Origin of the sequence: Enterococcus sp. DIV1090, from assembly GCF_050537975.1 — a bacterium.
GTDB classification, from domain to species: domain Bacteria; phylum Bacillota; class Bacilli; order Lactobacillales; family Enterococcaceae; genus Enterococcus; species Enterococcus faecalis.
Genome location: NZ_CP172917.1, coordinates 2,617,761 through 2,638,423, shown reverse-complemented (window position 1 = coordinate 2,638,423; position 20,663 = coordinate 2,617,761). Strand labels below are relative to the sequence as shown.

Below are 20,663 nucleotides of genomic sequence, written 5' to 3'. Positions count from 1 at the left end.
GAGCGAACGTTTGATAAAATTAGTTGCTATTGATTTAGATGGAACATTATTAAATAGCCAAAAAGAGATTTCTTTACGGAATAAACAAGCACTGATGGCTGCGAAACAAGCAGGCGTGAAAGTTGTTATCTGCACAGGTCGACCTTTGGCAGCCATTGGTCCTTACTTAGAAGAATTAGGTTTACAAGATGAAGGCGATTATAGCATTACTTTTAACGGCGGGTTGGTTCAAAAAAATGATACAGGGGCCATTATTGAGAAAACATTGATGCCCTTGGAAGCGATTCATGAGCTGTACCAATTAGCAACCACACTCAATATGCCGTTTGATGTCTTATCCGATGAGGTCGTGATGCAACTGCCTTCTGCCCCAAATTATCCTTCAATTTATAGTTCTCTAAACAAATTATTAACCTTTGAGTCCTACAAATTAGAAGAGTTAACCCCGAATCGAATTTATAATAAAGTTGTTGTTGCGATTGATGAAGCGTATTTAAATGAACGCATCAAGGAAATTCCAGCCTCTTTTTATGAGCGCTTTGAAATTATTAAAACGCGAAATAACTTATTAGAATTTATGCCAAAAGGGATTACGAAAGCCTATGGTATTTCCTTGTTAGCCAAAGATTTAGGAATCCGTGCAGAAGAAATCATGACCCTAGGGGACGAAGAAAACGATTTACCGATGATCGAATACGCTGGCTTAGGTGTCGCCATGGCAAATGCGATTCCATTAGTTAAAGAAGCCGCAGATGTCGTCACAGACACGAATGACCAAGATGGCGTTGCCAAAGCGGTCGAAAAATATATTTTAACGCCGTTGGAAGGAGGCCAATAAGAATGGGATTTTTTGATAAAATTAAAAAAGCTTTTTCCGCTGAAAAAAAGGAAGAAGAAAAACAAGAGATAATTGAAGAAACAGTAGACGAAACACCTAGTGATGAATCAGCGCCTGCTGAATCAAAAGAAACCGCAGCAGAAGAGGCGCAAATAACGCCAGAAACGACAGCGGAAGAAGTCACAGAAACAGCCGATTTAACAGATAACGCTGAAATGGAAAAATTAGCTGATGTAGAAGAAGCGTTAGATGAAGAGCCAGAAGAAATCCTGACAGAGGAAACACAAGAAGTTGTTGTGGAAGCGCCTGAGGAAGAAAATAACGTCGTGACTCCTTTGGCAGAAACAACAGACACGCAGGTTTCAGAAGAAATTGAAGAGTCAAAAGAAGAGCAGGTCCAAGAAAAATATGAAAAAGGCTTGGAAAAAACGCGTAAAACATTTGGTCAACGGTTGAACGAATTGTTTGCTAATTTCCGAAGCGTCGATGAAGATTTCTTTGAAGAATTAGAAGAAACGTTAATTGGTGCAGATGTAGGCTTTGATACATCCTTAAAAATTACAGAAGCCTTGCGACAAGAAGTGAAACTGCGAAATGTGAAAAAACCAGCTCAAGTTCAAAATACCATCATTGAAAAAATGGTTGATTTGTATGAAGAAGCAGGAATTAATGAAAATAATGCGATTAACTTACAGCCAAATGGCTTAACCGTGATTTTATTTGTCGGTGTTAATGGAGTCGGTAAAACAACCAGCATTGGTAAATTAGCCCATCAATACAAGTTGGAAGGAAAGAAAGTTTTAATGGCAGCTGCCGATACGTTCCGAGCGGGCGCCATCGATCAATTAGTTGTTTGGGGCGAACGGGCTGGCGTTGAAGTTGTACGTGGGAATGCTGGCGGCGACCCAGCAGCGGTCGTTTTCGATGCAGTGGAACGTGCCAAGGCAGAACAGGCCGATGTTTTGCTAGTGGATACAGCAGGTCGTTTACAAAATAAAGTCAACTTAATGAAAGAATTAGAAAAAATCAAACGAGTCATCCAACGAGAAATTCCAGATGCGCCTCACGAAGTTCTCTTAGTCGTGGACGCAACTACTGGGCAAAATGCGATGACACAAGCCAAACAGTTCAAAGAAACAACCGATGTCACTGGTTTAGTTTTAACCAAACTAGACGGAACAGCCAAAGGTGGTATTGTCATTGCTATTCGGAATGAATTACACTTGCCAGTGAAATTAGTTGGTCTAGGTGAAGGCATTAACGATTTAGAACCATTTAATGCCAACGATTTCGCAATGGGCTTATTTAAAGGCTTATTAAAAGATGTTTAGTTGTAGAAAATAAACAGGTTTGGGAAGAACGTGGGACAGGAGCCTGGGACAAAAATCACTTTGGATTTTTGTCCCAGGCTCAAAACCTGATAAACGGCGGGAACAGAACCAACTCCTTCGGAAATAAGTCGAAATTCTCCAAAAATTAAAGAGCAATTTTCGGAAATTTCTTCTTATTTCTCGGAGCTAAACGGTTCTGTCCCGACCTCCTGTCCCGCCGTTTATTTTAGGATTGGGACGGATGTTCTAAGTTCTTCCTAAATTGTTTCTGAAAAAATGAAGGAGTGAGGGAGAAGATGACAGAACAAATGTGGATTGAGAAGTTAGGATTAGAAGCGCATCCTGAGGGCGGTTATTTTAAACAAACCAATAAAAGTGAACAATTGATTCCGACCAAACGAGGCGAACGGGCGTTGCATACAGCGATTTTGTTTCTATTAAATACAGAAAGTCCGTCACATTTTCATCGTTTAAAAGCGGATGAATTATGGTTTTTTCACGATGGTCAGCCGTTAACCGTTCACTGTATTTTTCCTGATGGAACGTATCAAGCTGTTCAGTTAGGGAAAGACTTAGTTCAAGGACAACAGCTTTCGTTCTCAGTTCCTGCCGGCACAATCTTTGGCTCTACAGTAGCGGCAGGATTTGCGTTAGTCAGTTGTGTGGTTACACCAGGCTTTGAGTTTGAAGACTTCGAGTTATTTACTCAAGCGGAATTGTTAAACGATTATCCACAACATAGTGAAATCATTCAGCACTTGGCTTATCGAGAATTACCTTAAGAAAACGTTTTAGTAACATTTCTTTTATGAATATGCTAGTATAAATCAAACAAGCTTGTTGATTTTGTCGCAACGCACAGTTAGCTGTCGTAGATGATTAAAAGAAAGGGATGAATCACATGGGCACAATGGTTTTTGTTAACTTCCCAGTAGCGGATGTCCAACGTTCTACAGCCTTTTATGAAAAACTTGGATTCAAAAAGAACGAGGAATTTTCAACAGAGGAAGCTAGTTCGATGATGTGGGATGATCAATTTTGGATTATGTTGTTGAACCATGACTTTTATGGAAAATTTATCCAAGAAAAGCAAATTATTGATGCGCAAACAACCAGTGGGGCATTAATTTCCTTTAGTTTAGAGAGTGCCGAAGCCGTAAAACAGTTTGGCGAAACCGCCAAAGCTAACGGAGGCAACTGCTACCGAGTTGATATGGGAATACCAGAAGAGCAAATGTATGGCTTAGAAGTGCAAGATTTGGATGGCAATAGCTTAGAACCTGTCTGGATGAAGATGTAAAAAGAGCCGCAAAATCTCTACAGAAAAAATATTATAACCAAACAAAAATATACGCCATTCTTCAAACTTAGATTAAAAAGTCTAACTTTGAAAATGGTGTATATTCTTTTACATTTGAATTACTTCATCAAATTTACTAGAAATATCATTGTTTACATGATGAAGAACAGCAAGGACTGTTTTAGAACTTTCAGCTAATAGGGATAAAACTTTTTCAGTATTTTCTTTATCTGTTGAAGAAGTTGGTTCATCTACCAATAAAAATGGACGATTTTCATATAGCGCCCGAGCCAAGGAAACTAACATAGCCTCACCACCACTGATTGTGGCAGTAGATTGATTGGAAATTATTTCAAAATTGGCACCAAAAACTTTTTTACCAATTTCATGTAACTTCTCTTTATTAGGTTTATTGAAAGAAGTAATATTTTCTGCGACTGTCCCATCATAAAGCTTGGCTTTTTGGGAAACATAGCCAATCATTGTCGAGAAGTCGACTGTGCGTAATTCTTGTTGTTGATTCAATAATATTTTTCCTTGATACTGATTTATCTCTTGTGTCAATAATTTTAGGAAAGATGATTTTCCACTTCCGTTTTTACCAATGATTATATACTTTTTTCCTGAATATAATTCTAAATTAATCGGACCAATATTTTTTTCTTCATAAGTAATCAAAACATTATTAAATAAAATTGTTTTGGGAACTATAGAAGAATGAAGAAGTTTAGGTTCGGTGGAAAGCAAGACATCATTAACTTTGCGAATCTCTTTTGTAGAATAAAGTTCTGTTAATACAGTTGAGAGCCAAAAAATAGGAGTAGTAATTGTTTCGACAGATTGTGTTATCGCTAATAGTTCGGGAAAAGTCAATTCTTGCTGGCGAATTAAAAAAATACCTATTAATAACAAACCAATTTGAATAAACCACCCACAAGTATCATTAATAACTGTTATCGTTGATTGGAAAAAATTATTCTTGAAAAAATGTTTTTCAGCTTCTTTGTTTTTTTGAGAAAAACGAGGAAAGAGATGTTTGCCAATAGAAAAAATTTTTAATACTGCTAAGTCTTCAAAAATATCTTGCAATGTTTGTACAATATTAGCTTGTGAATCATTAAATTTTTTTTGATATATAGCGATTTTTTTGACAAAATGTTTCGTTGTAAAAAAAGAAATCAACGTTAAGGCTAATAAATAGAGCCAAATATGCCAATTAATTGTTAGAATTAATAGCGAACCTAGAGAAAATGAACAAATAAAATAAATCAAACTAATTAGCGCACCTAGATATTTTTTTATCACAAAAGGATTGTCAATCGTCATTATTTTAACAACTTTTTCTGTAGGATATTTTTTTATTAAAGTAGCCAGCGGTAACCGAATCAAAGCTTGGTACATTTGATTATTCATTTTTTTTAAAGAACTGGCAAAAAAATGTTGTTGAACAATTTGTGATCCTAAATTAATTAAAACAAGACTAAATAGAATTCCTAAGTTGATACAAACTAAGATGTAAAAAGGGAAAGTTTGTTCTTGTTTAATATAATTTGAGTCGAATAAAATCAGTAGCGAAAAAATCGGTTTGTAGGTAGCGAAAAGTAATGTCATCAGAAATGTAGCAAGGAATAACTTTCGATTTTTACTGAATAAAAATTTAAGCATCGAGGTGGGATGTCCTTTCTATGAATAATTTTTCTAATATAAAATATGGATTTATTATCTTTTCTTCTGTTTGTTTTAAATAAGAATCAAAGTCTTGAGAAATCTCCTTATACAAATAATCAAGGAGAGTTAAATTTTCTAATGTCAAACAGATAGTTTTTGCACCTAATGACCTTGGATAGAGTGAAATTGATGTGTCAGGAGATATCCAAATAGATGAAAAGAAGTTATCTATTTGTTTCTGATAATCAATTTTTAGTGATTTTACGGAATGTAAATCTGTAATTATTAAAGGAAGGTCCTTATCTAAAGAGTAAGTAACGATTTTTTTATAAATATTATTTGCATTGGCGAACAGAATATTGTTTAATGCTTTTCCTATAGGCAGGCAAGAATTAATTCTCCAAAAATTTGGTTTTATTTTTTTTATCAAAACAGAAAGCTCATCTAAAGTTTCAAAATTTTGACTAGACACAGTAGTAGCTAGGGTTAAAGGTATGTTTTTTTTAATTATTTTATTAATATTTTGTATAGTTGATTTATAGCTGCCTCGCCTTTTTCTTAAAATATCGTGAATAGCCGAGGGACCATCTACACTAATTATAAAAGAATCAATTACATTTGAATCCAGAAGATTTTCATCTATAATAGTTCCATTTGTGTATAACGTAGTATGAAACCCTAAATGTTTAGCAGTATAGAATATTTCTTTACTATATTGATAAAGAAGGGGTTCCCCACCAGTGAAAGATATAGAGTTACATCCCTGAATTTTTAAAGAAAGTAAGATGTTTTTACAATGTGCAAAAGGAATGCTTTGATGGGAGACTTCAGAATCTGTTGCATAACAAAATGAACAATTTAGATTACAATTATCAGTTAACATAATATTAGCATGTCTTTTTTTCAAAAAATCCCTCCCCGTGTAGTAAATGTATATAATACGCTAAAGGAAAATAATTGTAAGAATGATTTAATACATAAGTAGAATAGACTGATTTCAACATACTTAAATAATATTCTTTCTTGTCCAAAAGTATCTCATATAAAAGGTTGTCAGTTAATTCACCTAAAAAAATTTCATTATCAGCATATAATTGTAACTTGTTATCTATGAAAAGTTGTGTAGGTAATCCAGATTTTTTTTCATGACAGGAGTTACCGGAACATGCATGTACATTGCAGGGATGATTTTGAATTAAACTTGTTTTTAAATGTTTTTTTTCAAGTAATAAGTATTTATTAGAGTGATTACAAATTAAATGAATAACACTATCATATATATTCAACGGACTATCTATATCAGGACAGATGATTGGATTACATATTGTATAACCATTGAAACTTTTTGAAATATCCAATGCTTTAATAAGTTTACTTTTGCTGAAGCTTTTATCAATTTCAATATTATAAAACAAAATGTCTCTTAAACTGTTCAGTTTGTTCAACGAGGATAGAGAAATGCTTCGGTAGGAACACTGGAAAATTTTTGGTAGTGGAGATTCATCACAAATAAAACGATTGAACAACTTATTAAAATTTACGGATGGAAATTTAGTTTGTAGTGTAGAGACTAAATTTTGAGAAGGCTCGGTTAAAACAATTGTTTGAATATTGAGCTCTAATGCTTGCTGAATAATATTTAATACGTTGGCTTCTGATAAACCAGAAGCTAGCGTTATGCTAGGGAATTCTAAATTTGTGTACTTCATCAATATGCTCCTCCAATATATCAAATAGATTACACATCACAGGGTCTACGGAATTGATATCTCCATTAGAAAAATGATACGCTCTTGAGCGACATCCTCCATGACAATTTTTAAAAAAGGCACAACTTTTTTTATGACGGCATTCTATATCATTTTTTTTAGTTTCCATTAAGGCACACATTTTTTCCAAGGGAGTGTGTAAGATATTTCCTAAACAAAACATAGATGAATGATCTATGCGTAATGAGGGACAAATACCCACATTGCCTAAATGATCGATAAATAAAAAACTCTTTTGTATGCCACAGTCATTAGCATAGATACAATTTTTTGAAATGTTGCATTCATTTTCAAATGTAAATTGAGTAGAACTAGTTTGTTGATCGACTGCAATAACTTTATAAGCTTCAACTAATCTGTAAAACTCTTTAATGTCGACACAATCAGCTCTACCTGTAGGAATTATAATATCCATCAAATAATCAACTGTAAGTTCTTGTTTTAAAAAATTAACGAAGTCTTCAATTTCAATGTTAGATTTTCCATCTAATATTGAATTCACTCTGACAGGAACTCTTTCTTCTTTTAATAATTTGATAGAATTTAATGTTGTATTGAAGGCTCCTACTTTTCCTCTAAATGTATCATGTTGTTTATCTGTTAAAAAATCTAAGCTTGTAACAATACTAATATGAAATTTTTTTATTAAAGCAAGATGCTTATTTTTTAGAAGAGTTAGATTAGTAAATATTTTTATTGAAAAACCTGATTTAAATAGATATTCCAAAATATCAACTATGTCCTTTCTAAGAAGAGGTTCTCCACCAGTTAATTGAACTTTAAAAATACCTAAAGATTTGGCTTGATCAATAAGTTTAAATAGCTCAGCAGTAGTTAGAGTATCTTTTATAGAATATAAAGATTCATTATAGCAATGCTGACATTTTAAATTACATTTTTTACTTAATTCTATAAACAGCATCTCTACTGAATAGTTTTTTATAAAAAAATTATCGCAAGATAATTGTGAAATGGAAGTCAATATATTTTTTTCCTTAAGTTCCATAATTAAAGAAGAAATTTCTACATATTTATCTGAATCAATACCGTTTAATTTTTGTATTTCATTAAGCAAATGAAACATATCTTCATTAATAGTGGTCTTTTTTTGGTCTTTTTTCTCAAATAAAAAATAGTGTTGGTCTTCTTTAATAATAGAAAAAGCATTATTAAAATATAATTTCATAAAACGACTCCTTTGCATAATAACTTAACAAGAGTGGAAAAACTATCCACTCTTGTTTTTTAATGTATCATTCAAAAATTAGGCGCGTATGTTTGAAGCGCTACAATGACATGTGCCGCAAATAATATGATTTTCTGTAGGTTTTTTTGTATCAGAGACAAATGCAGGATTAATAGATGTGATTTTTAACGTTCCAAAAAGATTGTTTTTTTGGTTCACATGTACATGATTTACTTCTACGTTGTATTTTTTAGTTTTGATTTTCATAAAGAGTCCTCCTAATTGTGTAATTTTTATCAAAAATTAGAAAAACCATAAAATATAAAAATTAATATAAATAATAATCACCTCCAGTCTATATTTGTATTTTTCTGAATTTTTGATTAGAATTATGTTAACAAATAAAATTAAGAAAAAATCAGTTTGTACACTTTAGTCACAAGTATTATAAAAAGGAGTGATGGTGGTGAAATGGAATTTTGGGAAAGTTTATAAGGAGGTAAGAGAGTCTAAAGGTATTTCGCAGAAAAAAATTTGTCATGAAGCATTATCCAGAACAACCTTATCCAAATTAGAAAATTGTAAAATAATGCCCAGTTATCAAACTATGGAGTATTTATTACAACAAATAAATATGAGTTTTTCTGAGTTCGAGTATATATGTAATGTTTATCAGCCCCAGGAAAGAGAGTGTATCATTGAAGAATTCAATTCTTTAATAAATAATACAGACAAAGTGAATATCAAGGACTTGCTAAAACGATGCGAAAAATTTTTAAAAATAACGGATGATTATTATATCAAAGATATTCAGATGCTATTAAAAGCTCAGTTAGCCTTCCAATTAGAATCAATGAGTAGCAATGTGTGCAAATCGAAACTGCTAATTAGTCAAATTTGGACTAGATTAGAGAAAATGGATGTATGGTATTATAATGAGATTCGCTTACTTAATGGTATTTTGTTTTATTTCCCACTTGAAACAATCGAAGCCATATCCGATAAGTTATTGTATTCTTTAAAGAAATACAGTACATATGCTAAAATTAAAGATCTTGAAATATCTATATTGACTAATTTATCAACCATTTATTTGAAAAATTGTAAGATGGCTGAGTGTGAAAATGTTTTGCTTCGAATGAAACAACTAGCACTAGATTTAAAACGATATGATTTTTTAGGCGTTTATTTTGTTAGAATGGGAATTTGTGAAAAAAATAGCGTACTAATAGAGCGAGGAATGAAAATCTTAACATTAACCGATGAAAACGAATTAATCGAAGAACTGAATAAAGAAATCGAATTTTTTAAGATGACTGAACAATAGAGTATAAATTAAGAGCCGCAAAATCTCTACAGATTTTGCGGCTCTTTTCCTACAAAAAACTATTGTAAATTATTGGCATTAGTTGCTTCAACACCATAAGAATCAGCTACTTTTTTCAAGCTAAATCCTTTTCCGTAGACTTCACTCGCACTCATTGAAATCAAAAAAGCTTCTTCATCAATATCAAGAATGGCTTCTTTTAAGCGGGGAAAATCTTTTTCACGAATGACAGTCATTAAGAGCATGCCTTTCGCGCTTCGATAACCGCCTTCGATTGGCACCAAGGTCACACCTTTATCTAGTTCACGTAATAAGCGTTCTTGAATAGCGACATATTTTGGTGAAATAATCATCACATTCTTCGAGCGAACCAGACCAACTTGAATCATGTCAACGACACGACCAATTGTAAATAAACAAATTAAAGAGAATAACACAATATCTGCATTAAAAGCATACATTGCTGATAAAATGACTAAACCATCGACGAATAAAATAGCAATACCTAAGGAAACTTTGAAGTATTTATTGACAATTTGTGAAATGATTGCTGTCCCACCAGTTGAGGCATTGCCACGGAAAACCAAGCCTAGGCCAGCACCTGTAATAATACCGCCAAATAATGCTGCTAGAAAAATATTATGTGTTAAAACAGGCATCCCCGAAGTAATTCCTACAAAAAATGGATAAATAAGACTGCCATAAATGGTTTTGACACCGACCTCTTTCCCAAGAAGTAAGAAACAAAGCACTAAAAGAGGAATATTGATGGCGTAAAGAACAATGGCGGGACTAATCCCGAAAACATAATTAATAACAATACTAATGCCATTGGCTCCGCCTGCGACAAGTTTATTTGGCAATAAGACCGCATTGATTGAAATGGCCAAAATGAATGCGCCGACTGTTACATAGGCGGTGTCTTTTAAACGTTGGGCTGTAAAAAATTTGTTCATAAAATACCTCCAATTATTTATTAGTTTAGTGAATGATGACATAAAAAAAGACAGAACATGAGAGACAAGCCTAATCGACTCATGTCCCACACTCTAAATCTTCAACTAATCAACTGAACACTTTTTCCTTATACTAACATGAAATACGACAAGAAAACATAGTGAACAAACAATTTTTTGGAAAAGCCCTCAATTTATTGAAGGTAAAAAAGTCAAAAAGCGGCCAGCCCAAATAGCTTCATGATGTTGGATAATTTGTGCCGCGGTTAAATGTCCATTATCCAAGGTGGAAGTGGTTTTCGGTGTCATCAAACATGTATAGCCTAAACCATGAGCCATCCGAATTGTAGTGTCCACACAAAACTCGGTTTGGACACCAGCGATTTCTAACGTTTGAATGTCGTGTTCCGTCAGTAAATCATTTAAATTTGTTTGGTAAAAGGCATTCGCATGTGTTTTGCGGATGAAAAAATCTGTGGGTTGTGTATCCAACTTTTCAAAAAGTTGCCAAGAGTCTGAGCCAAAAGGTAGTTCAGTTTCTTCATGTTGAACAAAAATAATGGGCGCATGGTGTTGGCGGTAGACAGCAATACGCTGATTGACCTTTTCCAACACTGCTGGCAGACGGTACAATTGCTGCGACGGACTTTCGATGCCTTTTTGAAAGTCAATTAAAAGTAATGCACGATTTTTCATGAGCAATCCCCACTTTCTATAAACTAGTTGTTTTCAGTATAACGGAAAAAGGCGCTCTCTAAAAGTGTCTCGAAAATTCCCAAGTGAACGTTCAAAAAAACAGCATATTTACTCATTTTCCTATATAATAGTAAGAGAAACAGATAGTTTGTAGAAAGAAAGGCGACAAGATGAATTATAGAGAATTAATGCAAAAGAAAAATGTTCGTCCTTACGTATTGATGGCTCGTTTTGGTTTAGAAAAAGAAAACCAACGTAGTACACGAGAAGGGCTTTTAGCGACAACTGATCATCCCACGGTTTTTGGTAACCGTTCTTATCATCCATATATTCAAACAGATTTTAGTGAAACACAATTAGAACTAATCACGCCTGTAGCAAATAGCGGCACAGAAATGCTTCGTTTTTTAGATGCCATTCACGATGTGGCTCGTCGTTCGATTCCAGAAGATGAAATGCTGTGGCCATTAAGTATGCCGCCACAATTACCAACAAAAGATGAAGAGATTAAAATTGCTAAATTAGATCAATATGATGCGGTGTTATATCGTCGTTATTTGGCAAAAGAGTATGGCAAACGAAAACAAATGGTCAGCGGAATTCATTTTAATTTTGAATATGATCAAGCCCTGATTCAGCAATTATATGATGAACAATCCGAAGTGACAGATTGCAAACAATTTAAAACGAAAGTCTACATGAAAGTTGCCCGTAACTTTTTACGTTATCGTTGGTTAATTACGTATCTTTTTGGGGCTTCGCCAGTTAGTGAAGACGGCTACTTTAGAGTCTATGACGACCAACCGCAAGAACCCATTCGCAGTATTCGGAATAGTACGTATGGCTACAGAAATCATGACAATGTGAAAGTGTCGTATGCCTCATTGGAACGCTATTTAGAAGATATTCATCGCATGGTGGAAAATGGTTTACTTTCTGAAGAAAAAGAATTTTATGCGCCTGTGCGCTTACGTGGCGGGAAACAAATGTCTGATCTGCCTAAAACAGGTATTCGCTATATCGAGTTGCGTAATTTAGACTTAAATCCTTTTTCACGTTTAGGCATTGTGGAAGATACCGTGGATTTCTTACATTATTTCATGTTGTATTTATTGTGGACAGATGAAAAAGAAGAAGCGGATGAATGGGTAAAAACTGGCGATATTTTTAATGAACAAGTGGCTCTTGGTCATCCTCATGAAACGATTAAGTTAATTGCAGAAGGCGATCGGATTTTTTCAGAAATGATTGATATGTTAGATGCTCTAGGCATTCGTAAAGGTAAAGAAGTTGTCGGTAAGTATTATCAACAACTGCGGAATCCACAAGACACCGTTTCTGGCAAAATGTGGACGATTATTCAAGAAAACTCCAACAGTGAACTGGGAAATATTTTTGGAAACCAATATCAAAGTATGGCCTTTGAACGCCCTTATCAATTAGCTGGTTTCCGTGAGATGGAATTATCCACACAAATTTTCTTATTTGATGCGATTCAAAAAGGTTTGGAAATCGAAATTTTAGATGAACAAGAGCAATTTTTGAAACTGCAACATGGCGAGCACATTGAATACGTCAAAAATGCCAACATGACTAGCAAAGATAACTACGTGGTACCATTGATTATGGAAAACAAAACCGTGACAAAGAAAATTTTGTCTGCAGCAGGGTTCCATGTGCCTGGCGGTGAAGAATTTTCATCTTTTATTGAGGCACAAGAAGCACATTTACGCTACGCCAATAAAGCGTTTGTCGTGAAACCAAAATCAACGAATTACGGTTTAGGAATTACCATTTTTAAAGAAGGCGCTTCGTTGGAAGACTTTACGGAAGCGTTACGGATTGCTTTTAAAGAGGACACAGCGGTTTTAATTGAAGAGTTTTTACCTGGAACAGAATATCGGTTCTTTGTGTTAGATAATGATGTAAAAGCCATCATGTTGCGCGTGCCAGCCAATGTTACCGGAGATGGCAAACATACTGTAGAAGAATTGGTGGCCGCTAAAAATAGTGATCCATTGCGGGGGACCAATCACCGTGCACCACTAGAGTTAATCCAGTTAAATGATTTAGAAAAACTAATGTTGAAAGAACAAGGTTTAACTATCTATTCTGTGCCAGAAAAAGAGCAAATCGTGTACTTGCGAGAAAATTCTAATGTTAGCACGGGCGGGGATTCGATTGATATGACCGATGTCATTGATGATAGTTATAAACAAATCGCCATTGAGGCCGTAGCTGCTTTAGGAGCCAAAATTTGTGGTATTGATTTAATCATTCCTGACAAAGACGTAAAAGGCACACGTGATAGCTTAACGTACGGGATTATCGAAGCAAACTTTAATCCAGCCATGCACATGCATGTGTATCCATACGCTGGACAGGGTAGACGCTTGACAATGGACGTTTTAAAACTTTTATACCCAGAAGTGGTTCAATAAAAAAAGAATACCGCCAAAAAATTCATAATAGATTTTTTGGCGGTATTCTTTATAAAAACGTTTTCTTGGTGAACCCAATAGGTTATACTAAAACTATTACCAATGAAAGTTGTATGACGGTGGCTCTGAGTTAGAGAGGCAGGTGATGCCTATGTGTATCCGATGCACTTTAACGAAAGGAGCATTTTTTTGTCAATCGAAGCGACATTGGAATTGATGATTAGTTTTGCTCTGAGGCTAAGGCGAAAGCGTTTAGCTCCGAGAAATAAGAAGGAATTTCCGAAAATAGTTCTTCAATTTTTGGAGAATTTCGGCTTATTTCCGAAGGAGTTGCTTTTGTTCAGCTGATTAGCGTTTGTTGCACTACTGATTTTCGGTATCCTTGAAGCAACGAAAAACGATAAAAAATAACCGTTCATAAGCTTAGACGGCCGAACGGTTAAACAGTAATAAAAACTTAACTCAGTAAGCCACCAGTTCTTATAACTGGCGCTGGTATAAAGGAGAGGTATGTAGCCGCATACCTCTCTTTTTCATCTTTATAATAGCACAATTCTATTATAAATGGAAGCGCTCATAACTTATGTTTAAACAATCCAATGACTCATAAATTTTCTTGATCTTTTTATGAGTGAAATAGTTTTTGCCAAAAGCCTTTTTTAGCTGTTGGCTCTTCTTTTGGCGTTTCGGTTGCTTGAGGATATTTTTCTGTAACGTCAATCACAGGTTCATCTACTGCATGTTTTTCAGCTAACAGTAAGCCGAGAGAGTCAGGGTTGTTCTCCACAAAATTGTTAACAATCTTAAAGGTTGCGCCATGCTGATTTAATAATTTAATATAGGTACTTTGCAGGTCAGAAGAGATTTCGCCATTTAAAAGTACTGTAACTTCAGGATGCTTCGCTAATTCTTCTAATAAATGTTTTTGGTTCTGTGCATCTTTCATTTCAGCGACGGTCATGGAGAGACGGCAGCGTTCACGAAATGTGCCCATGTATTTGTGTTGTTCTTCAGGATTAACGAGGGGCGTACCGTACATTCCTTTATCCAGACGTTGTTGTAAGTCATCATTCGCCATTCAGTAACACTCCTTTCCTAACGTTTCCCTCCATTATAGCATATCTTAGATAAGTCGTTGGTCAGTCGGCTTGAGAAGAAGTTTTTAATAAAGGAAAAAAAGTGGTTGCATTTGTGATGATTTTCTCATACACTGTAACTAAGAATGAGAATCATTCTCAATTAAATAAAAATGGAGTTTTCTCATGAAAAAGATTGGTTTGTTTGTTCTACTATTACTTTTCAGCTTATTGTCATTAGTGATAGGGGTGAAGGACATTGCACTTTCTCAGTTGTTTCAATTAGATGCGCAGCAACAATTTGTTTTATTTACCACCCGTGTTCCCCGCACGTTGAGTTTAATCATTGCTGGTAGTACGATGAGTATTTCTGGATTGATTATGCAGCAACTCACACAAAATAAATTTGTCGCTCCTAGTGTCGCTGGAACAACCGATAGTGCAAGGTTGGGTATTTTAGTCGCAATGTTATTTTTCCCAACAGCTCCGTTTCTCTATCGAACGGCAATTGCTTTTATTTTTGCGCTAAGCGGGACCTTATTATTCTTAGCGCTCATTCGATTATTACCAAGTAAGAATCAAGTGATGGTCCCTTTGGTGGGCGTGATGTTTGGTAACATTCTAGGTTCAATTGCCACATTTTTTGCCTATCAATATCAATTGGTTCAAAATATGTCTGCTTGGTTACAAGGAAATTTTTCCACAGTTATGAAAGGGAATTATGAATGGTTATTCTTAATGATTCCTTTGTGGTTTGTTATTTATTTATTTGCTTATCATTTCACTGTCGTTGGTATGGGTGAAGCATTTGCAAATAGTCTTGGCGTCCATTACCAGCGAATTCAGTTTTTAGGTTTGACGCTGGTTGCTTTAGCAAGTGCCATCGTTTTATTGATGGTGGGGAATATTCCGTTTTTAGGGGTTGTGATTCCCAATCTCGTGTCTTTACGTTATGGCGATCATATGAAAAATACCTTGTGGTTAACTGGGATTTGCGGGAGTTTGTTCTTGTTAATCTGTGATATTTTAGCACGAGTATTGATTGCCCCCTATGAAATTCCTGTCAGCGTGGTTGTCGGAACATTAGGGAGCATTTTGTTCATTTTATTATTACTAAGGGGGCGCAAACAATGAAACGGCCTTTAAAAAAATGGCTTTCATTACTTTTGCTTTTAGCTGCCGTAGTAATTGTGAGCCTTTGTTATTTAACTTATAACACGTATGGCAATTGGTCCTTTGCTTTGGCGTTACGAGGCAAAAAGTTATTGGCTTTTATTTTTGTCGGAATCGCTGCGGCTTTTTCAACCATTAGTTTTCAAACGGTCACGCAAAATCATTTTCTAACGCCAAACATTTTAGGGATGGATTCCTTGTACGTCTTTGTGCAGACGGTGTTATTTTTTCTTTTAGGAGGCGCACAAGCGTTAGGTCAAGTAAGTCTTGGCTCGTTTTTGATGAACGTCTTTTTAATGGTATTTTTAAGTACTAGTTTATCGTATTTTCTATTACGCAAAAATCAATCCGACTTATTTTTATTATTGATGATTGGCATGATTTTAGGTACTTTTTTCAGTAGTATTAGTACGTTTTTACAAGTGATTATGGATCCTAACGAATACGACTTACTCCAAGGAAAGTTGTTTGCCAGTTTCGGTAACGTCAATAGTCAGTATCTCGTTTTCGTTGGTGTGGCGGTACTCATGATTTGTGGGATACTTTGGCGGGAAAGTTACCGTTTAGACGTTTTACATTTAGGGAACCATCAAGCCCAGAATTTGGGGATTGCTGTGAATCAGTTTCAATTAGTGTTGTTGTGTTTGATCAGTAGTCTGGTCGGCTTATCAACAGCATTAGTGGGACCGATTACATTTTTAGGTTTTATCGTGGCCAATATGAGTTATCAATTCATGAAAACCTATCGCCACCGAGAACTGTTTGTGGCAGGGAGTTTAATAGCAGTCTTTTTACTGGTATTTGGTCAATTGATGGTTGAACAGGTCTTCCATTTGAATACCCCGCTAAGTGTGGTGATTCAATTTGTTGGGGGCGTTTATTTTATATGGAAAATTATTGCAGAAAGGAAGCAACGCACATGATCCAGATGAGTGATGTATCAAAAAAATATGGCGATAAATTTGTCGTTTCAGACATTGATTTACCTATTTCTGAAGGCAAATTAACGGCCTTTATTGGGCCAAATGGCGCTGGGAAAAGCACGCTGCTAGCCATGATGAGTCGCTTAATTCCCAAAGATACCGGGGAAATTTATCTGGACAAGCAAGAAGTAAAAACCTGGAAGCAATCGGCTTTTTCACAAAAAATTGCCCTTTTAAAACAAGCCAACGGTGTACAACTTAAATTAACTGTGCGAGAACTGGTCAATTTTGGTCGTTTTCCTTATTCCAAAGGTCGCTTAAAAAGCGCTGATCATGAAAAAGTAACAGAAGCGTTGGAACAATTGGGCTTAACTGAAATGGCGGAAGAATACATTGATACCCTTTCTGGGGGCCAATTACAGCGGGCGTATATTGCCATGATTTTAGCCCAAGATACCGATTATATTTTATTGGATGAGCCCTTAAATAACCTCGACATGAATTATGCGGTTCAAATGATGCAGATTCTTAAACGCTTAGTGGATGAACTAGGAAAAACGATTCTGATTGTTCTACATGATATTAATTTTGCCGCAAGCTATGCAGATGAAATTGTCGCCATGAAAGGCGGAAAGCTCTATGCGCATGGCGCAACAGAAGAAGTTATTCAAACAAGTATTTTAAATGATCTTTATGAAATGAATATCCGGATTTGTGAAATTGAAGGAAAACGCTTTTGTCTTTATCACTAAATCGGGCAATTTAAAAATAACGTTTTTGGAGGAAAAGAATGAAAAAGAAATTTTTAGCAATGATGGCAGTTTCAATGATGGGACTGTTAATGTTAAGTGCTTGTCAAACAAATAAAAAAACAGCAGATTCTGCAACAACAGAAACAACAGCTAAAACGGAAGTCACAGTCAAAGACACCAATGGTCAATTAACCGTTCCCAAAAATCCTCAGAAAGTCGTTGTTTTTGATAATGGTTCCTTGGATACAATGGATGCACTAGGTGTCGGTGACCGCGTGGTAGGTGCGCCAACCAAAAATATCCCTGCGTATTTGGAAAAATACCAAAAAGTTGAATCAGCAGGCGGCATTAAAGAACCAGATTTAGAAAAAATCAATCAACTAAAACCAGACTTGATTATTATTTCTGGTCGTCAACAAGATTATCAAGAACAATTAAAAGCCATTGCGCCAACCATTTACTTAGCTGTAGATGCCAAAAATCCTTGGGAATCAACGAAACAAAATATCGAAACGTTAGGCACTATTTTTGATAAAGAAGAGGTAGCTAAAGAAAAAATAACTGGCTTAGAAAAAGAAATCGCTGACGTGAAAAAACAAGCAGAAGCTAGCGCGAATGATGCGCTTGTTGTGTTAGTTAACGAAGGACAACTTTCCGCTTATGGAAAAGGCTCTCGTTTCGGTTTAATTCATGATACATTTGGCTTCAAAGCAGCAGACGATAAGATTGAAGCTTCCACTCATGGGCAAAGTGTTTCTTACGAATATGTTTTAGAAAAAAATCCTGGGATTCTCTTTGTGGTAGATCGCACCAAAGCAATTGGTGGCGACGATTCAAAAGATAACGTCGCTGCAAACGAATTGATTCAAAAAACCGATGCTGGTAAAAATGATAAAGTCATTATGCTTCAACCAGATGTTTGGTATCTAAGCGGTGGTGGATTAGAATCAATGCATTTGATGATAGAAGATGTTAAAAAAGGATTAGAGTAAAAAAAAGCCTAGGACAAAAATCACTTTGGATTTTTTTCCTAGGCTTAAAAGCTGATAAACGGCGGGAACAAAAGCAACTCCTTCGGAAATAAGCTGAAATTCTCCAAAAATTAAAGAACAATTTTCGGAAATTTCTTCTTATTTCTCGGAGCTAAACACTTCTGTCCCGACCTTCTTGATGAAAAACAAAAAAGTTTTAAATTAAAAATGTGGTTGACGGCCTCGAAAATGTTTGCTAAACTATCCGTAAATCAGTATGATTGATGAAACAAATAAAAGAACAAAATGTGATGAGAAGGAAAGTACTTTTTAAAATAGCTTGCAGAGAGCCTCGTTTGGTGAGAAGAGGTAGTGACGTTAAAGGGGAAAATGGCCTTTGAACAGGTTGGTTGAAGCCGTTCGCTTAAACCAATTCAGGTGCGCCTGTTATAGCGCTACAGTATGATTGTACTGGAAACGAGCGGATCTTTTTTAGCGAAGAGATCAACAAAGGTGGTACCGCGATTGCATAAGCATTCGTCCTTTTTAGGACGAATGCTTTTTTTATTTGTTTAAAAAATATGAGGGGGCAACAACATGAAATTGGGGAAAAAAGTAGTAGGTTTGATTGCAACAGGGTTTCTTTTAGCCGCATGTGGCGGAACCAAAGAAGCGGCAGAGAAAGTAGATTCGGGAAATTTAGCAGCTGAACAAAAAATCAGTATTAGTTCACCTGCACCAATCTCAACATTGGATACAACACAAACAACAGATAAAAATACCTTTACAATGGCACAACATTTATTTGAAGGCCTTTATCGGTTTGATGATGATAGTGCCACGGTGCCAGCTCTAGCTAAAGATGTCAAGATTAGTGACGATGGGCGCAAGTACCACTTTACCTTGCGGGAGGGGATTAAGTGGAGCAACGGCGAGCCAATTACGGCCCAAGATTTTGTTTATTCTTGGAAAAAACTGGTGACACCAGCGACGATTGGACCGAATGCCTATTTACTAGACAGCGTTAAAAATAGTTTTGAAATACGCAACGGTGAAAAGTCAGTCGATGAATTAGGGATTTCAGCCCCGAATGACAAAGAATTCATTGTTGAATTAAAACAGGCCCAACCTTCCTTCTTAGCAGTCGTTTCGATTGCTTGGTTAGCGCCACAAAATCAAAAATTTGTCGAAGCGCAAGGCAAAGATTACGCCTTGGATAGTGAACATTTACTTTATAGCGGGCCATTTACGCTAGCCAATTGGGATGCGACTTCAGATACTTGGACATTGAAAAAAAATCCAGAATACTATGATGCGGATCAAGTGAAACTGGAAGAAGTTGCGGTTAGTACAATCAAAGAAGATAATACTGGGATTAACTTATATCAAGCGAATGAACTAGACTTAGTTCGCATTAACGGACAATATGTTCAACAATATCAAGATGATCCAGGCTATGTCAGTCATCCAGATGTGGCCAACTACTTCTTAGATTTCAACAAAAAAGAAGGAACGCCATTAGCGAATGTTCATTTACGAAAAGCGATTGGCCAAGCAATTGATAAAGAAGCCTTAACACAAAGTGTCTTAAACGATGGGTCAAAACCCCTCAACGGATTGATTCCAAGTAAACTTTATGCGAATCCAGAAACAGATGAAGATTTCCGAGCTTACAGTGGCGAGTATTTGAAAAATGATGTCAAAAAAGCCCAAGCTGAATGGACGAAAGCCCAAGCGGATGTCGGTAAAAAAGTGAAACTTTCCTTGCTGGCGGCAGATACAGATCAAGGAAAACGAATTGCGGAATATGTTCAAAGTCAGTTGCAAGAAAATCTGCCAGGTTTAGAAATTACCATTTCATCGCAACCAAGTAATAATGTGAATCAATCGCGACGTGAAAAAAATTATGAGTTGTCTCTTTCAGGATGGATTGCCGGCAGTAGTGAATTAGACTCTTACTTTAACTTATATGCAGGAGAATCAAGCTACAATTATGGCAATTATCATAATGCCAAATACGACCAATTGGTAGAAGATGCACGAACGATTAATGCCAATAATCCAGAGAAACAGTTTGCAGAATACAAAGAAGCGGAAGACATCTTGCTGAACCAAGATGCTGCCCAAGTACCGCTGTATCAAAGTGCCTCAAATTATCTAATCAATCCTAAATTGAAAGGCATTAGTTATCACTTGTATGGGGATTATTTCCACTTGCGCAATGCTTATTTAACAGAATGATTCAGGAAGAAGGAG

The 20,663-nt window shown here is 35.6% G+C and carries 20 protein-coding genes and 1 other annotated feature; of the genes, 12 read left to right on the top strand and 8 right to left on the bottom strand.

Going from position 1 to position 20,663, the window contains the following annotated elements:
- Nucleotides 1-10 precede the first annotated feature (10 nt).
- The 4 genes from IGL48_RS12855 to IGL48_RS12840 all read left to right on the top strand — a co-directional run bounded on the left by IGL48_RS12855 (nt 11) and on the right by IGL48_RS12840 (nt 3,469).
- The gene (locus IGL48_RS12855; RefSeq protein WP_002359053.1) at nt 11-838 is read left to right on the top strand and encodes a Cof-type HAD-IIB family hydrolase; all 828 of its coding nucleotides are present in this window, start codon (nt 11-13) and stop codon (nt 836-838) included.
- 2 nt (nt 839-840) lie between these two features.
- A complete protein-coding gene (ftsY, locus tag IGL48_RS12850; RefSeq protein WP_010777993.1) occupies nt 841-2,169 on the top strand; it encodes a signal recognition particle-docking protein FtsY in 1,329 nt (442 codons plus the stop codon).
- A gap of 296 nt (nt 2,170-2,465) precedes the next feature.
- Entirely contained in the window at nt 2,466-2,951 is a 486-nt protein-coding gene (locus IGL48_RS12845; RefSeq protein WP_010777992.1) for a cupin domain-containing protein, read from the top strand.
- A 119-nt stretch (nt 2,952-3,070) separates the two neighbouring features.
- Nucleotides 3,071-3,469 (top strand): VOC family protein, encoded by a 399-nt coding sequence (locus IGL48_RS12840; protein ID WP_002354951.1) that lies wholly within the window; start codon nt 3,071-3,073, stop codon nt 3,467-3,469.
- 108 nt (nt 3,470-3,577) lie between these two features.
- Here the strand turns inward: IGL48_RS12840 and IGL48_RS12835 are convergent, their stop codons facing one another.
- From IGL48_RS12835 to IGL48_RS12815, 5 genes are all read right to left on the bottom strand, one after another.
- On the bottom strand, nt 3,578-5,134 hold the full coding sequence (locus IGL48_RS12835) for an ATP-binding cassette domain-containing protein (protein WP_010777991.1): 1,557 nt from the start codon (nt 5,132-5,134) through the stop codon (nt 3,578-3,580).
- The gene (locus IGL48_RS12830) at nt 5,127-6,044 is read right to left on the bottom strand and encodes a radical SAM protein (RefSeq protein WP_010777990.1); all 918 of its coding nucleotides are present in this window, start codon (nt 6,042-6,044) and stop codon (nt 5,127-5,129) included. Before IGL48_RS12830 ends, IGL48_RS12835 begins: the two co-directional genes overlap by 8 nt.
- Nucleotides 6,025-6,846 carry a hypothetical protein gene (locus IGL48_RS12825; protein ID WP_010777989.1) on the bottom strand — a complete coding sequence of 274 codons (822 nt, stop codon included), beginning with the start codon at nt 6,844-6,846 and terminating at the stop codon, nt 6,025-6,027. Before IGL48_RS12825 ends, IGL48_RS12830 begins: the two co-directional genes overlap by 20 nt.
- Complete coding sequence (locus IGL48_RS12820) at nt 6,818-8,092, bottom strand: radical SAM/SPASM domain-containing protein (protein ID WP_010777988.1); 1,275 nt, start codon at nt 8,090-8,092, stop codon at nt 6,818-6,820. Before IGL48_RS12820 ends, IGL48_RS12825 begins: the two co-directional genes overlap by 29 nt.
- A gap of 78 nt (nt 8,093-8,170) precedes the next feature.
- Nucleotides 8,171-8,359 carry a hypothetical protein gene (locus IGL48_RS12815; RefSeq protein ID WP_010777987.1) on the bottom strand — a complete coding sequence of 63 codons (189 nt, stop codon included), beginning with the start codon at nt 8,357-8,359 and terminating at the stop codon, nt 8,171-8,173.
- Nucleotides 8,360-8,552: 193 nt separating this feature from the next.
- Here IGL48_RS12815 and IGL48_RS12810 point away from each other — a divergent pair, with 193 nt between their 5' ends.
- Nucleotides 8,553-9,419, top strand: coding sequence for a helix-turn-helix domain-containing protein (locus tag IGL48_RS12810; protein WP_002415662.1), 867 nt, complete (start codon nt 8,553-8,555; stop codon nt 9,417-9,419).
- Nucleotides 9,420-9,478: 59 nt separating this feature from the next.
- On the opposite strand, the gene IGL48_RS12805 is transcribed toward IGL48_RS12810, so the two are convergent.
- Both IGL48_RS12805 and IGL48_RS12800 read right to left on the bottom strand, forming a co-directional pair.
- Nucleotides 9,479-10,375: a YitT family protein gene (locus IGL48_RS12805; protein WP_002368434.1), complete on the bottom strand. Its 897-nt coding sequence runs from the start codon at nt 10,373-10,375 to the stop codon at nt 9,479-9,481.
- Between the two features lie 189 nt (nt 10,376-10,564).
- The gene (locus tag IGL48_RS12800; protein ID WP_010777986.1) at nt 10,565-11,071 is read right to left on the bottom strand and encodes a cysteine hydrolase family protein; all 507 of its coding nucleotides are present in this window, start codon (nt 11,069-11,071) and stop codon (nt 10,565-10,567) included.
- A 170-nt stretch (nt 11,072-11,241) separates the two neighbouring features.
- Between IGL48_RS12800 and gshAB the strand changes: the two genes are divergently transcribed.
- Complete coding sequence (gene gshAB / locus IGL48_RS12795; protein WP_002354955.1) at nt 11,242-13,512, top strand: bifunctional glutamate--cysteine ligase/glutathione synthetase; 2,271 nt, start codon at nt 11,242-11,244, stop codon at nt 13,510-13,512.
- A gap of 162 nt (nt 13,513-13,674) precedes the next feature.
- Nucleotides 13,675-13,860 carry a hypothetical protein gene (locus tag IGL48_RS12790; RefSeq protein ID WP_048949489.1) on the top strand — a complete coding sequence of 62 codons (186 nt, stop codon included), beginning with the start codon at nt 13,675-13,677 and terminating at the stop codon, nt 13,858-13,860.
- Between the two features lie 277 nt (nt 13,861-14,137).
- On the opposite strand, the gene IGL48_RS12785 is transcribed toward IGL48_RS12790, so the two are convergent.
- Nucleotides 14,138-14,590 carry a YueI family protein gene (locus IGL48_RS12785; RefSeq protein WP_002359057.1) on the bottom strand — a complete coding sequence of 151 codons (453 nt, stop codon included), beginning with the start codon at nt 14,588-14,590 and terminating at the stop codon, nt 14,138-14,140.
- A gap of 184 nt (nt 14,591-14,774) precedes the next feature.
- Here IGL48_RS12785 and IGL48_RS12780 point away from each other — a divergent pair, with 184 nt between their 5' ends.
- From IGL48_RS12780 to IGL48_RS12760, 5 genes are all read left to right on the top strand, one after another.
- Nucleotides 14,775-15,722 (top strand): ABC transporter permease, encoded by a 948-nt coding sequence (locus tag IGL48_RS12780; protein WP_002354960.1) that lies wholly within the window; start codon nt 14,775-14,777, stop codon nt 15,720-15,722.
- Entirely contained in the window at nt 15,719-16,684 is a 966-nt protein-coding gene (locus IGL48_RS12775) for an iron chelate uptake ABC transporter family permease subunit (protein WP_002371665.1), read from the top strand. The genes IGL48_RS12780 and IGL48_RS12775 overlap by 4 nt, the downstream gene beginning before the upstream one ends.
- The gene (locus tag IGL48_RS12770; protein WP_002354962.1) at nt 16,681-17,436 is read left to right on the top strand and encodes an ABC transporter ATP-binding protein; all 756 of its coding nucleotides are present in this window, start codon (nt 16,681-16,683) and stop codon (nt 17,434-17,436) included. Before IGL48_RS12775 ends, IGL48_RS12770 begins: the two co-directional genes overlap by 4 nt.
- A gap of 38 nt (nt 17,437-17,474) precedes the next feature.
- Entirely contained in the window at nt 17,475-18,428 is a 954-nt protein-coding gene (locus IGL48_RS12765; protein WP_048949487.1) for a siderophore ABC transporter substrate-binding protein, read from the top strand.
- Between the two features lie 281 nt (nt 18,429-18,709).
- Nucleotides 18,710-18,955, top strand: a binding site (T-box leader).
- Between the two features lie 49 nt (nt 18,956-19,004).
- The gene (locus tag IGL48_RS12760) at nt 19,005-20,648 is read left to right on the top strand and encodes a peptide ABC transporter substrate-binding protein (RefSeq protein ID WP_002359061.1); all 1,644 of its coding nucleotides are present in this window, start codon (nt 19,005-19,007) and stop codon (nt 20,646-20,648) included.
- The last annotated feature ends 15 nt before the right edge of the window (nt 20,649-20,663 follow it).

What these genes read in the sequence shown, in the direction of transcription:
- ftsY (WP_010777993.1), top strand. Translation starts at nt 841, where the DNA reads ATGGGATTTTTTGATAAAATTAAAAAAGCTTTTTCCGCTGAAAAAAAG.
- IGL48_RS12845 (WP_010777992.1), top strand. Translation starts at nt 2,466, where the DNA reads ATGACAGAACAAATGTGGATTGAGAAGTTAGGATTAGAAGCGCATCCT.
- IGL48_RS12840 (WP_002354951.1), top strand. Translation starts at nt 3,071, where the DNA reads ATGGGCACAATGGTTTTTGTTAACTTCCCAGTAGCGGATGTCCAACGT.
- IGL48_RS12835 (WP_010777991.1), bottom strand. Translation starts at nt 5,134, where the DNA reads ATGCTTAAATTTTTATTCAGTAAAAATCGAAAGTTATTCCTTGCTACA.
- IGL48_RS12825 (WP_010777989.1), bottom strand. Translation starts at nt 6,846, where the DNA reads ATGAAGTACACAAATTTAGAATTCCCTAGCATAACGCTAGCTTCTGGT.
- IGL48_RS12820 (WP_010777988.1), bottom strand. Translation starts at nt 8,092, where the DNA reads ATGAAATTATATTTTAATAATGCTTTTTCTATTATTAAAGAAGACCAA.
- IGL48_RS12815 (WP_010777987.1), bottom strand. Translation starts at nt 8,359, where the DNA reads ATGAAAATCAAAACTAAAAAATACAACGTAGAAGTAAATCATGTACAT.
- IGL48_RS12810 (WP_002415662.1), top strand. Translation starts at nt 8,553, where the DNA reads ATGGTGGTGAAATGGAATTTTGGGAAAGTTTATAAGGAGGTAAGAGAG.
- IGL48_RS12805 (WP_002368434.1), bottom strand. Translation starts at nt 10,375, where the DNA reads ATGAACAAATTTTTTACAGCCCAACGTTTAAAAGACACCGCCTATGTA.
- IGL48_RS12800 (WP_010777986.1), bottom strand. Translation starts at nt 11,071, where the DNA reads ATGAAAAATCGTGCATTACTTTTAATTGACTTTCAAAAAGGCATCGAA.
- gshAB (WP_002354955.1), top strand. Translation starts at nt 11,242, where the DNA reads ATGAATTATAGAGAATTAATGCAAAAGAAAAATGTTCGTCCTTACGTA.
- IGL48_RS12790 (WP_048949489.1), top strand. Translation starts at nt 13,675, where the DNA reads ATGCACTTTAACGAAAGGAGCATTTTTTTGTCAATCGAAGCGACATTG.
- IGL48_RS12785 (WP_002359057.1), bottom strand. Translation starts at nt 14,590, where the DNA reads ATGGCGAATGATGACTTACAACAACGTCTGGATAAAGGAATGTACGGT.
- IGL48_RS12780 (WP_002354960.1), top strand. Translation starts at nt 14,775, where the DNA reads ATGAAAAAGATTGGTTTGTTTGTTCTACTATTACTTTTCAGCTTATTG.
- IGL48_RS12775 (WP_002371665.1), top strand. Translation starts at nt 15,719, where the DNA reads ATGAAACGGCCTTTAAAAAAATGGCTTTCATTACTTTTGCTTTTAGCT.
- IGL48_RS12770 (WP_002354962.1), top strand. Translation starts at nt 16,681, where the DNA reads ATGATCCAGATGAGTGATGTATCAAAAAAATATGGCGATAAATTTGTC.
- IGL48_RS12765 (WP_048949487.1), top strand. Translation starts at nt 17,475, where the DNA reads ATGAAAAAGAAATTTTTAGCAATGATGGCAGTTTCAATGATGGGACTG.
- IGL48_RS12760 (WP_002359061.1), top strand. Translation starts at nt 19,005, where the DNA reads ATGAAATTGGGGAAAAAAGTAGTAGGTTTGATTGCAACAGGGTTTCTT.